The organism is Candidatus Nitrotoga sp. BS, from assembly GCF_927797785.1.
In the GTDB taxonomy this organism is placed as follows: Bacteria; Pseudomonadota; Gammaproteobacteria; order Burkholderiales; family Gallionellaceae; genus Nitrotoga.
Map to the genome: position 1 here is coordinate 16,998 of NZ_CAKMLL010000070.1, position 12,298 is coordinate 29,295.

The 12,298-nt window shown below is 53.2% G+C and carries 14 protein-coding genes; 12 read left to right on the forward strand and 2 right to left on the reverse strand.

Going from position 1 to position 12,298, the window contains the following annotated elements; translation table 11 throughout:
• Positions 1-179 precede the first annotated feature (179 nt).
• The 12 genes from MJ769_RS09105 (at position 180) to MJ769_RS09160 (ending at position 10,630) form a co-directional block, all read left to right on the forward strand.
• Positions 180-1,181, forward strand: a complete 1,002-nt coding sequence (locus MJ769_RS09105; RefSeq protein ID WP_239236571.1) for an AAA family ATPase — start codon at positions 180-182, stop codon at positions 1,179-1,181.
• Positions 1,142-2,080: a DUF58 domain-containing protein gene (locus MJ769_RS09110; protein WP_239236573.1), complete on the forward strand. Its 939-nt coding sequence runs from the start codon at positions 1,142-1,144 to the stop codon at positions 2,078-2,080. Before MJ769_RS09105 ends, MJ769_RS09110 begins: the two co-directional genes overlap by 40 nt.
• On the forward strand, positions 2,068-2,529 hold the full coding sequence (locus MJ769_RS09115) for a DUF4381 domain-containing protein (protein ID WP_239236575.1): 462 nt from the start codon (positions 2,068-2,070) through the stop codon (positions 2,527-2,529). The genes MJ769_RS09110 and MJ769_RS09115 overlap by 13 nt, the downstream gene beginning before the upstream one ends.
• A complete protein-coding gene (locus MJ769_RS09120) occupies positions 2,526-3,494 on the forward strand; it encodes a VWA domain-containing protein (RefSeq protein WP_239236577.1) in 969 nt (322 codons plus the stop codon). Before MJ769_RS09115 ends, MJ769_RS09120 begins: the two co-directional genes overlap by 4 nt.
• Positions 3,491-4,495, forward strand: a complete 1,005-nt coding sequence (locus MJ769_RS09125; RefSeq protein ID WP_239236579.1) for a vWA domain-containing protein — start codon at positions 3,491-3,493, stop codon at positions 4,493-4,495. The genes MJ769_RS09120 and MJ769_RS09125 overlap by 4 nt, the downstream gene beginning before the upstream one ends.
• Positions 4,435-5,496, forward strand: coding sequence for a hypothetical protein (locus tag MJ769_RS09130; protein WP_239236581.1), 1,062 nt, complete (start codon positions 4,435-4,437; stop codon positions 5,494-5,496). The genes MJ769_RS09125 and MJ769_RS09130 overlap by 61 nt, the downstream gene beginning before the upstream one ends.
• Positions 5,403-7,268, forward strand: a complete 1,866-nt coding sequence (locus MJ769_RS09135; protein WP_239236583.1) for a BatD family protein — start codon at positions 5,403-5,405, stop codon at positions 7,266-7,268. Before MJ769_RS09130 ends, MJ769_RS09135 begins: the two co-directional genes overlap by 94 nt.
• A gap of 163 nt (positions 7,269-7,431) precedes the next feature.
• The gene (locus tag MJ769_RS09140) at positions 7,432-8,019 is read left to right on the forward strand and encodes a TetR/AcrR family transcriptional regulator (protein WP_256445708.1); all 588 of its coding nucleotides are present in this window, start codon (positions 7,432-7,434) and stop codon (positions 8,017-8,019) included.
• A 167-nt stretch (positions 8,020-8,186) separates the two neighbouring features.
• Positions 8,187-8,522, forward strand: coding sequence for a rhodanese-like domain-containing protein (locus tag MJ769_RS09145; protein ID WP_256445710.1), 336 nt, complete (start codon positions 8,187-8,189; stop codon positions 8,520-8,522).
• A 124-nt stretch (positions 8,523-8,646) separates the two neighbouring features.
• Positions 8,647-8,931 carry a DUF4242 domain-containing protein gene (locus MJ769_RS09150; protein ID WP_239236602.1) on the forward strand — a complete coding sequence of 95 codons (285 nt, stop codon included), beginning with the start codon at positions 8,647-8,649 and terminating at the stop codon, positions 8,929-8,931.
• Between the two features lie 69 nt (positions 8,932-9,000).
• Complete coding sequence (locus MJ769_RS09155) at positions 9,001-10,200, forward strand: NAD(P)/FAD-dependent oxidoreductase (RefSeq protein ID WP_239236604.1); 1,200 nt, start codon at positions 9,001-9,003, stop codon at positions 10,198-10,200.
• A 16-nt stretch (positions 10,201-10,216) separates the two neighbouring features.
• Complete coding sequence (locus MJ769_RS09160) at positions 10,217-10,630, forward strand: DUF1641 domain-containing protein (RefSeq protein WP_239236610.1); 414 nt, start codon at positions 10,217-10,219, stop codon at positions 10,628-10,630.
• A gap of 118 nt (positions 10,631-10,748) precedes the next feature.
• On the opposite strand, the gene MJ769_RS09165 is transcribed toward MJ769_RS09160, so the two are convergent.
• Together MJ769_RS09165 and MJ769_RS09170 are read right to left on the reverse strand one after the other, a co-directional pair.
• Positions 10,749-11,474 carry a DsbA family protein gene (locus MJ769_RS09165; protein WP_239236611.1) on the reverse strand — a complete coding sequence of 242 codons (726 nt, stop codon included), beginning with the start codon at positions 11,472-11,474 and terminating at the stop codon, positions 10,749-10,751.
• A gap of 90 nt (positions 11,475-11,564) precedes the next feature.
• Positions 11,565-12,266 (reverse strand): YebC/PmpR family DNA-binding transcriptional regulator, encoded by a 702-nt coding sequence (locus MJ769_RS09170; RefSeq protein WP_239236613.1) that lies wholly within the window; start codon positions 12,264-12,266, stop codon positions 11,565-11,567.
• Positions 12,267-12,298: the final 32 nt, after the last annotated feature.

Consider the following 12,298-nt stretch of genomic DNA (forward strand, 5'->3'; position numbering starts at 1 on the left):
ATGTAAGTGCGAAAAAATGTCGATCCGGCTATTCTTGTTGGCCGTCTGCGATCACTTCGCAATCGAAAAAGCGAGTGCCGAGCATAGTTCTGGTCGAGTATTTTTTGCGCTCAGTACGACTGTGAAGCCCCTGTTGCCTGCTGAATCTACGATTCAACTTCAAAAAGGAGATAGTTATAATGAACAAACCTGCGGCTGATTCAATCAGCTCAAACGGCAACGCCCTCGCTGTCTTCAAAGAACTGCGCCGCTACCTCAATACTCAGATTCTCGGCCAGCCTGGCCTGGTCGAAAGCTTGCTGGTCGCTTTGCTGGCAGAAGGCCATTTGCTTATTGAAGGTCCGCCCGGTCTGGCCAAGACGCGCGCCATCAAGGCGCTGGCACACGGCCTGGAGTGTGACTTCCAGCGTGTTCAGTTTACTCCCGACATGTTACCGGCTGATCTTACCGGATCGGACATCTACCGGCCGGAGGATGGCGGTTTCCGTTTTCAGCGCGGCCCGCTGTTTCACAATTTGATACTGGCCGACGAGATCAACCGTGCGCCTGCCAAGGTGCAATCTGCGCTGCTGGAAGCGATGGCCGAACGCCAGATCAGCGTGGGTCTGACCACCTATGCATTGCCGCGCCTCTTTCTGGTGATGGCGACCCAGAACCCGATCGAGCATGAGGGCACTTATCCGCTGCCCGAAGCCCAGCTTGACCGCTTCATGCTGCACACGCTCATCGATTATCCGGACCGTGAAACCACTCGCTTGATTATGGACCTGGCGCGACGTGAAGCGCTGGAAGGGCGTGAGTTGACGCCGCCGGCTCAGACCATGCCTCAGGAATTAGTATTTGCCGCGCGCGCTGAAGCGTTGAATCTCACCCTCGCTCCTTCCGTCGCCGACTATATTGCTGCGCTGGTCGATGCAACCCGGCGGCCTGAACCCTACAGCGGCAAACTGAAAGAATGGTTGCGCTGGGGCGCCAGCCCGCGCGCGGCCATCGCCATCGAGCGCGGTGCGCGCGCGCTGGCCTGGCTGGACGGACGCGACTACGTCAGCCCGGAGGATGTTCAGGCCATCGCGCCGGATGCGTTGCGCCACCGCCTGCTGCTCGACTACACCGCACAGGCGCGCGGCATTGTCGCGCAGGATTGCGTGAATGCATTGCTGCAGAAGGTGCCCGCACCATGATCCTTCCCGATCTTGCAGAGCTTTCGGCCTTGCGCGGCGCAGCTCGCGGATTAAGTTTGCGGGCGCGCCGTCCGGCAATGGCGCAGTTGCAGGGGGGGCATCGCAGCGCCCAGCGCGGGCGCGGGCTGGAATTCGAAGAGGTGCGCCTCTACGCCCCCGGCGATGATGCGCGCAATATCGACTGGCGCGTCACCGCACGGCGCGGGCGGACACATACCAAGCTGTACCGGGAAGAACGCGAGCGCCCCGTCTGGCTGGTTGCAGATCTGCATCCGGGTCTTTATTTCGGCAGCCGCCGCCAGTTTAAATCGGCCGTACTGTTGCGCACCGCAGCCATGCTTGCCTGGGCGGCGGCACTCGGCGGCGATCGTGTCGGTGCGGTGATTGCCGTCGGCAATGACGAACCCCTGATTTTTCCACCGCGTGCCCGTGAAGCGGGCGTACTGCCCATTCTGCAAGCGCTGGTGGAAGCGCAACCGCTCGCTCCCGGTCTGCCGGTAAACGGCGGCTTGCACAATGCCGTTGCGACACTGCGCCCGTTGCTGCAACCGGGCAGCATGATTCTGCTGCTGAGCGATTTTGCCGGGCTGGATTCCTCTAGCGAAGATATCCTCGCCAGTGCGACCCTGCATAGCGAGGGCCGCCTGTTATGGATTACCGATCCGCTCGAAAGCGGTGGTCTGCCGTCCGGCACTTACCGTGTCGGTTTGCCTGGCCGCCTGTGGTGGATGAATGGCGAAGATACGCACGTCCAATGGCAAAACACCTGGCGCGCGCGCGAACAGAATATGAACGATTTGGCCATGCGTCTCAATCTTCCGCTTAGCCGCGTGAATACGCACGATGCCGTAATCGACAGCATGGTCGCGTTGTTGAAGGAACCGGCATGGGCAACATGACCCCGGATTGGATCACCCGGCTTGCACCGGCCCATGCACCGCCGCCGCCCGGCTGGTGGCCGCTCGCACCGGGCTGGTGGGGGTTGCTGATTCTGCTGGCTGTGATGGTTGCAGGTTACATTTACTGGCAGCGCCGTCCGGCTGTTCGCCTGCGCCGCATCGCCTTGCGCGAACTGAAAAATCTGCAAGCCACCATAATCGACGACATCATTTTGGCGCGAGAGCTTGAGCTTCTGCTGCGCCGTTACGCGGTGGCGCGTTTCGGACGCGACACGGTGGCAAATTTAAGCGGAGAGCGCTGGATCGCTTTCGTCGTCAAACACGGCGGTGCCGCATGGTCCGGAAAGAGCGGAACCAGCCTGCTGCGCGCAGCCTACGGCGGCGCAGTGAATGCAGACCGCAGCGGCTGGCTGAAAGGTGCGCATGGTTTTATCAGGGGGCGGTCATGATCCATATCGCCTGGCCCTGGATGATTTTATTCCTGCCGCTGCCCTGGTTGCTGCGCCGCTGGCTGCCTCCGGCAACTGTGCAAGGCAGCGCATTGTTCCTGCCGTTCGCAGCTTTGGTGCCGATAGACAAGATACCTGCCCTGCAGGTGAATTCGCGCAAACGCAGTATGCTGTTTGCACTGGCATGGCTGTTGTTGGTCGCTGCCACCATGCGCCCGCAGTGGCTGGATGATCCGCTGCCGGTTCCGACCACCGGGCGGCGGATTTTGCTGGCAGTCGACGTATCCGGCTCGATGGCGACGCCGGACATGGCCGGCAATTATTCTCGCCTCAATGTCGTTCAAAAAGTGGCGGGCGATTTTATACAACACCGCCATGGCGACCAGGTCGGCCTGATCCTGTTCGGCACGCGGCCTTATCTGCAGGCACCCCTGACAGCCGACCTAGACACGGTCAGCCAGTTTTTGCGCGAGTCGGTAGTCGGCGAGGCAGGGACCCAGACAGCGATAGGCGACGCCATCGGGCTCGCGCTCAAGCGTCTGCAAAGCAATCAAGCAGACCCGGGCAAACAGGGGGAAATGGTGTTGATCCTGCTCACCGACGGCGGCAACAATGCCGGGCTGATGGGTCCGCTGGCGGCTGCCAAAATTGCTGTAAGCACCGGCCTGCGCATCTATACCATCGGCGTGGGTGCCGAGGTCGAGCAAAGCATATTATTCGGTACACGCGGCAACACCGACCTCGACGAGGACACTCTCAAGTCCATCGCGCGCATCAGCAACGGTGAATATTTCCGTGCCACTGACGCAGACGCACTGCAAGAGGTTTACGCACGCATCGACAAACTCGAACCGAGCGCCGGACGCGAACAATGGTACCGACCGCACAGCGAATGGTTTATCTGGCCGCTGGCGCTGGCACTATTGCTCAGTATACCCGCCGTGATGATCAGGAAACGGGTATGAACATCAGTACCTACATACATGCTTTCCATTTCTTGCGTCCGCTCTGGCTGATCGCTTTGCCTCTGCTGTGGATGCTGGTGTTCTGGTTGGCGCGGCGGCACAAAGGTGACGGCGACTGGTCCGGCTTCATCGACGCCGATCTGCTGCCGGAGCTGCGCATGGACGCTGCCAGTGCTACCAGCATGCGCCCCTGGCCGTGGCTGGCGCTGCTGTGGAGCCTTGCCGCGCTGGCTCTGGCCGGCCCCAGCTGGGAGCGTAACCAGACCGCAGCCTTTCGTGCTCCGGCTGACTTGGTTTTTGTGCTCGATCTTTCACCCTCTATGATGGCGGCAGATGTTGCGCCGGATCGTGTCACGCGCGCACGGTACGCGCTGGACGACCTGCTGGCTGCGGCTCGTGACTCTCGTGCAGGGCTGGTCGTATTCTGCGAAGAGCCTTATACCGTAACACCGCTGACGCAGGACGTTGCCACTATACAGGCGCTGCTGCCTCCGCTCGTACCCGGCATCATGCCCAGTGCAGGCGATCATCTCGCACCCGCACTCAATCGTGCGGAAAAACTGCTGCAAGCGGGTGGCATGAAAGATCAACGCATCGTGTTGCTGACAGACGGCTTCGATGACCCTGCCGCCGCGCTTTCGGCTGCCGCAGCGCTCAAGGCGCGCGGTGTGACGCTGAGCGTGGTGGGTATAGGCACGCCGGGCGGCGCCCCGTTGCAAAACGCGGAAGGGCATTTCGCGAAGGACGCACAGGGCAGGTCTCAACTGGCCCGTCTCGACATCGATCAACTTCAGCAGTTAGCCAAAGCCGGGGGAGGCAGCTACGTCGATCTTGCACAATTGGCCAACCTGGTCACTTACCTGCAAGCGGCGCAGCATTCGACCGGCAGCGCAATTGCGGCACAGGGTATTGAAGTTTCGCATTGGCGCGACGAGGGTGTGTGGCTGTTGCCCGTACTGTTGCTGCTGGCGAGCCTGCTGGCGCGGAGGAGCTGGCTATGATGCGCATTGCACTCGCACTTATCCTGCTTGTATTTATGCTGCCTGTAAAGGCCAGCGAGTTCTGGTCAAAGCTGTGGCTTAACGCCGACCAGCGGGGCGAAGCGTTGTTACAGGAGGGCGACGCAAGCAACGCGGCCAAGGAGTACGCCGACCCGAGGCGCAAAGCTTACGCCAAACTGAAAGCAGGTGACTATCAAGGCGCCGCGCATGATCTGGAAAATCTGCACGATAGCGAAGCTGATTACAACCGTGGTAATGCACTCGCGCATGCGGGTGATCTGCATCGTGCACTCGAAGCATACGATGCCGCATTGAAGAGCGATCCAGACAATCAGGATGCACGTCATAACCGCGAACTGGTGGCCAAGGCTCTGGAACAGCCGCCGCCGCAACAACAGAATGACGACGGCAAAAAATCACAAGATGGCAAAAAGGAAGGCCAGCAGGACAAGCAGGGTGAGCAGAACAGCCAGGGCAAGGATAGCCAGGGCAAGAATAGCCAGGAGGGAAAATCAAGCCAGTCCGATAATAAACCGGGTAAGGGTCAGAATTCTTCCGCACAGAACAAGCCAGAACAACCGGGCAAAGCAGGCGGAAAAACTCAGGACGGCAAAAAACAGAACGACCAGGCTCAGCATGGAAAGCCCCAGGATGGAAAGCAGACAAAAAAAGAGGAAAGCGGCCAGCAGGCGCAATCGCCTGAAAAAAGTGCTGCGCAATCCGGACAGGCAGGCAAGCAAACCCGGGCAAAAGATGATGCCGAACGCGCCCGGCGCGATGCCGAAGCGAGCTTCGCCAGGCCTGCAGCCGATGGAAAAAATGGCGCGAAAATGGGCGATGAAGCAAACACTACCAGCGCAAAGCCAGCCACTGCTCGCAAGACCGAACAGCAGATTGCACAGGAGCAATGGCTGCGCAGTATCCCGGACAACCCGGGCGGCCTGCTGCAACGCAAATTTATGATTCAACACCTGATGAGACAACGGGAAGCACAACAATGAAAAATAGGTATCTCATTCCTGCCGCCCTGATTGCCTGCTGTATCAGCCTGTCCGCATGGGCGGCAGTGACGGCGTCGGTGGAAAGGAGCCGCGTTGCATCCGGTGAAACGGTACAGTTGCTTCTTCAACATGACGGCAGCACCGGCAAACAGCCCGATCTCGGCCCGCTCAAGCGCGATTTCGACATCCTTAGCAGCAGCAGCGGCTCCAAAGTTCAGATCATAAACGGGCATATGTCTTCCCTGTCCCAGGTCAATGTCCTGCTCGCGCCCAAACACGATGGCAAGATTCAGATACCGCCGCTGGACTGGGACGGTCAGCAATCTGCGGCGCTCGAACTGACGGTGGGCGGAAGCGGCGGCGCAACTCGAGAAGGTGCTGAAGCGGCAAGCGATACATCGCAGCATGTTTTCCTCACTTCAACGCTGGACCAGAAGCAACCTTATGTTCAGGCAGCTGTTGTGCTGACGGTTCGGCTCTACACGGATCAAACCCTCTATCAGGCCAGCATGGATTTACAGGCCAGCGCCAATGTGCTCGTCAAGCAACTTGGCAAGGACAGGCAGACGGATGAAGTGCGCAATGACCGCAGCTACCATGTTGTTGAACGCAAATATCTGTTGTTTCCGCAGCGCAGCGGCAAACTCAGCCTGGACGGGCCGGTGCTCAACGCCCAAGTGCAGGATACTGGCAGCAACAACCCGATGTTCGGAAATCTGTTCAGTCAAACGCCTTTCGGCGGCATTATGGATACGACACGTCCCCTACGTCTGCATGCCAAGCCCGTCGAATTAAACGTTCTGCCGCGCCCGGACAGCGCGGATGGCGCATACTGGCTGCCCGCGCAAAAAGTGAAACTCGAAGAAACCTGGCGCCCGGATGTGACACAGATCCATGTGGGTGAACCGCTCACGCGCCATCTGCATCTCGAAGCATTGGGGCTAACCGGTGAACAATTGCCGGAGCTCAATACCATCATGTCCGTGCCCGACGGCATCAAGGCCTATCCGGACCGATCCATTGCAGCAGACAGCCCCCAGGGCGAAACGGTGCTCGGTAGACGCGACCAGGATATCGCGCTGATAGCCATGCGTCCGGGCCACTATGAGCTGCCAGCCATACGGCTTGGCTGGTGGGACACGCAGCACAACACCCGGCACGAAGCAATGCTGCCAGCGCGCTCCCTTGATATTCTCCCTGCTCTCGCCGGTTCGACCGGTGCGGCGATACCACCGCCGGCAAAACAGGAAACGTTGATTCAGGCTGAGTCTGCTGCTCAGGCTAGCCCTATTGAACAGTCAATCAAGATTCCCAATACCCATACATGGAGGTGGGTCAGCCTGGCGCTGGGCCTGCTCTGGGTGGGCACAGCTGCGGCTTGGTGGCGAGAACGCCAGCGCGTCCAGCATGCGCAGCCAGCAAATCACGTTGCTAAAAACCAGCCGGGCAATGTTCAGGCCGCCAGCATTCATGCTGCCAGCGCCTTCAAGGCTTTTAAACGTGCCTGCAGCGACAACGATCCGCATGCTGCGCGCCAGCAACTGCTTGCGTGGGCCAGCACGGTATGGCCTGCGGACACACCATCCGGACTCAATGCGTTATCCCGCCGCCTGGATGATCCCAAACTCACCCAGGCGCTCCGGAAACTGGATCGCGCCTGCTATACGGGCAGTGCGTGGCATGGTGAAGACCTTGCGCTGTCCCTACCCGCACCCCTTGCACAAACGACTGCTCCGAAGAACAAAAACACACTACCGGAGCTGTACCCTTAAGTGTAGTAGTGCAGGCTTGAGCTGGCAGAAGGTAACCCAACTTTTATGCTTCCTCTCTTACCTGAAATACCTCACAGAATGAAGTCACGGATTCAAGCTCTAATTTTGTATGGGAAATATTTCTTGACAGAATAGACGACTGGTCGTATCCTTCATATTAACTATGATAAACAAGTTATCTAAACGCACAAAATTACTCGACCAAGGGGTCTATCTATTGATGAACCAGGGTTATCATGCGACCGGTATTAATGAAATTGTAAACGCCGTACATGTGCCTAAAGGTTCGTTTTATAGCTATTTCGAGAGTAAAGAAAATTTTGCTGCTCAAGCCATTTGCCATTATATCGAACCGTTTATCGAGCGATTAACGAGGCATCTACAACACCCACAAGTTGACTCACTCACTGCTTTAAAAAATTACTATGCAGAACTTATTGTTGAATTAGAAAATAATGAATACAAAGGCGGATGTTTATTGGGCAACCTGATGGGTGAAATTGGTGATACCAGTGAACTGTGCAATCAGGCGCTAAAGTCTGCTGTTGAACGTTACAAATTGCTGCAATATAAGGCTTTACTGCAAGCACAAAAAGAGGGCACGGTGCGTACTGATAGGGATGCCGAATTTATGGCTAACTTGTTGGTAAATAATTGGCAAGGTGCGTTGTTACGGATGAAAGTTGAACAGTCCGTGCAACCTTTGCAAGAGTTTTGCGATACGTTACTGAATGATTATTTTGTTGCTTAGTTGATCATAGATTAGGAACAAGGCAAGACGAGATATCTGCTAGTTGTTTGGGTCTTTTTATGACCAATTAAAAGACGACCGATCATATATGAACCATGGATGGTTGATATGAGTGAAGAAAAAACTTAATGGATTTTGTTCAATAAGCAAAATCGCAAATACACGAAATAGAGGTATCAAATGTTAAATCACTATTGGATGAAGGCTATGTCGTACTAGATGTGCGAGAACCTGCTGAATTTATGTTAGGTACTATTGAGGGCGCGTTAAATATTCCTCGTGGAATACTTGAAGTGGCGGCAGACCGTCAATATACAGGTCGTCGTGAAGAGTTAATGGATCGCGATAAAAAATGGTTATTACTTTGCGCCAGTTCGGGGCGCTCTGCGATGGCTGCGGCTGTGATGCAACAAATGGGCTTTAAAAACATCAAGAATATTAATGGTGGCATTGCTGCCTGGAAAGCTGCTGGATTAGCAGTGAAAGTTCCACCACAGACATAAGTGTTACTTTTAAAAGCTGTGTAACTAAAAAAGTTTTAATCGATGTGGCCACAATGGCCTATATCGTTTTTTTTTTTACAACTCATCAAAAGATGACTGGTCATCTTATTGCATAGGAGGCAATGTGCCTAAATATATTATTGAACGAGGAATCCCTAACGCAGGCCAATTAACCGCAGCAGAATTGCAACAAATATCACAAAAATCCTGCTGTATTTTGAACGATATGGGACCGCAAATTCAGTGGGTAGAAAGTTATGTAACGGACGACAAAATCTATTGCATTTACATTGCACCCGATAAACAAAGCATTAAAACACATGCAGAACGTGGTGAATTTCCGGCAAATTCTATTGCCGAAGTAAAAGCCATAATCAATCCAACAACAGCAGAACATAGGGGAGGTTAAGCACCATGAAAATACAATAGGGTAAACAATGATTCTTCCATTAATTAATAACCTATTTAAGGAGTCATTATGACTAGCGCAACAAAACGTATTATTGTTGTTGGCGGTGGGATTGGCGGCACGATGACCGCTAACAACTTAGTCGCTAAGCTTTATCCTGAAATTTTAAATGGTGAAATTGAGATTATGATGCTCTCAAATTCCCCCAACCATATTTACAAGCCAGCCAATATGTATGTGGCTTTTAATACTTATCATCCTCATGAATTAGTCCGCAAACAACGTTCATTATTACGCCCTGAAATTATTTTTCATGTAGATGGTGTTGAAGGCTTTGAATTTGAGAAAAATCGCGTCCTCTGTGAAAGTGGCAAGCGATACGAATATGAGTATCTTGTTATTTCAACAGGCTGTGTGCCCGCGCCAGAACGCATTGAAGGCTTGAAGGAGGCAGGTGATCATTTTTATCAGACTAAAGCGGCGCAACAACTCGCTCAAAAATTACGAACCATTGAAGAGGGTCGTATATTTATAACAGTCAATTTCCCCAAAACCCCTAACGTACCTCATCAATGTGGTATTGCCCCTATCGAAACCACGTTAATGCTTGATGAATATTTACGTAACCGGGGTGTGCGAGACCGTATAGAGATTATTTATAGCTATCCTACCGTCTCTCAATTATTGCGTAATTGTTTATTTTTACAAAAACCAACGTGTGATGTGTTGCCTACCATTTTTGATAGTAAAGACATTAAATATCAACGTGGTTTTACTTTAGATAAGGTTGATCCCGAAGCAAAAATAGCTTATTCGGAAGAAGGCAACTCTCAAGAATTTGATATTTTAATGGCCACTCCCCCTATCCGCGCGGTAGATGCCGTAATTAATTCAGGAAAATCAGAAGCACAAAATAATGAAGGCTGGTTACCCACTGACTTTGAAACCTTGAAAATGTACGGTACTGATAATGTCTATGTGATGGGAGATACCGTTGATTTACCAGTAAGTAAAGCAGGAGGCAGCTGTCATAACCAGTCACCTGTCGTCGTGGAAAATATCGCTTCGGAAATTCGTCGCGGTTATACCTCTGCCATTTATGATGGAAAAGTTCAAGCAATCGCTCAAATGGGATTGGAAGCCGGCATGCCACTCTGGTATGACTATAAGAGTGATGTCCAGGTCGCACCACCTACCAAGCTCGGGGGATTAATGCGTAAAACGTTTAATCGCGGTATTTATTGGGCTGTTGCGCGCGGGATAGTTTGATTAAAGGGGAATGCATATGTCTGAAGAAAAGCAGTTAAATATAATTGAAAAAAAACTCATGTCGGATACGGCCCTTAATGACCCCGCAACTATCGAAGGCATTAAGAACTTAATCGAAAAAACGGCGCCATTAGTACAAGCCGGTCGGTTCAACAACATCATCGATTTATTGTCACTCATATCGGACAATATTCAATTTCTTGATGAAGCGGCTCTGGAAAAAACCACTAAAGTCGGCGAGGAAATTTTAGCACTGGGCTGGACAACCGGTAATGCTGTTCGTATGGCGAACGCTCAAACGGCAGCATTAGAAAAACCACCCGGCTTGTTTCAATTGATGAGCTCCCTAAACGATCCCGATGTTCGTCGTTCATTACATTTTTTTATTGGTACGATGCGAATTATTGGCCGACAGATGAAAAATGACTAATCAGTAAATTTTAGGATGCCCGCTTATTTCGCTGAAAATCAGGGAAACAGAGGCTAAACGAAGTGATGGTTTTGAGTCCCTGATTAGCATCATCCGGACAGACGTATGGTCGACACCTTTAGTTTTCTGGCGCAGATTTGGTCAAAGCTGCTTCCCGGATAATGCGGTTTACTTCATCTCGCATAGACCGGTGATTCAGATAGTCGATGGGAATGGGAAAGATGGCATTATTGTGCACAAGCCGCAGAGATGGATAGGAGCAAACACCGAGCTGCCGTGACTGGCGAATCTCATGTTGCAGGTCATCATCTATTTCCAGACTGATCGAATCTCTGCCAAATACTGCCACATCCAGTCCAATCTCTTGCGCACATTCTTGTAGCGTTTCCGGCAAGGATGGATTCAACGCTTTCTGATAATAGGCCCTATGAATGGCGTGCACCATTTCCGGTTCCGATTCCGCCTGTTGCTTTCTGGCTGCCAGAACGGCACGGCATGCCGGATAGGTTGAACGGATGGGCGTATTACGTGACCAGAAATCATAATTAAATGATACGCCGGGCACTGTCTGCTCAATCCGCTGCCAGATCTGCTGAATTGTATGCCGCATACTCAGCGGCATGGGTTCTGTCGTATCGGATGCTAGCCCACCTGCTAAATAAATAATCGCAACATCTTCAGACAATTCGGCTTGCAGTGCGGCCCAGCTTCGACTAAACGCATAGCACCAGCTGCACATCGGGTCGTGAATATAGAAAAGACGGGTTATCGGGGAAGCCGTGCTACCTGATTGGATAATTTTTCCCATTTCTTGAGTACAAGGCTGGCGGTTGTGTATGTACATGTCAAACCTGAATTCACCAAGTTTATTCGTTAATTCGATATCCTTGCTCAGATTTACGGATCAAGCGACTTGAACCGTCACTCCCGTTACTTATCCCGCCAATCCCACATAAACATTCTGCACATCGTCATCCGCGTCTACCGCTTCCAGGAACGCTTCTACTTCTTCGCGTTCTGCATCGCTTAACGTGACCGGATTTTTCGGGCGGTAACCCAGTTGAGCGGAAGTTACGGTGTAGCCCTGTTCTGGCAGTGCCTTGCACACGGCATCCAGGTCGGTAGTGTCGGTGATGAACAGTGTTGTGCCTTCGTCGGCGGGTTCAAAGTCCTGCGCGCCTGCTTCGATGGCAGCGACTTCGGCATCTGCATCTTTAGAATTAGGCGTTGCTTCGATCATGCCCACATGGTCGAAGTCCCACGAGACGGAACCGGCAGCTCCCAGTAGACCCTTGCGAAACAGCACGCGGATGTTGGGGTAGGTACGATTGGCGTTGTCGGTTAGACATTCGACGATCACCGGGACTTTATGCGGCGCGAAGCCCTCGTAGGTTAGCCGCTCCAGGCTTGCACCGCCGTCTAGCAGACCCGCACCTTTCTTGATCGCGCGCTCCAGTGTTTCCTTGGGCATGGATACTTTTTTGGCCTGTTCGATCACCAGTCGCAAACGCGAGTTCAGATCCGGGTCAGCACCGCCTTTTGCTGCGACCATAATTTCCTTGGACAGCTTGCCGAAGATCTTGCCCTTGGCATTCGCTGCAACTTCTTTATGTCTGGCTTTCCATTGTGCACCCATGTTTGCTCTCTATATTCGTTGGTTATTCAATA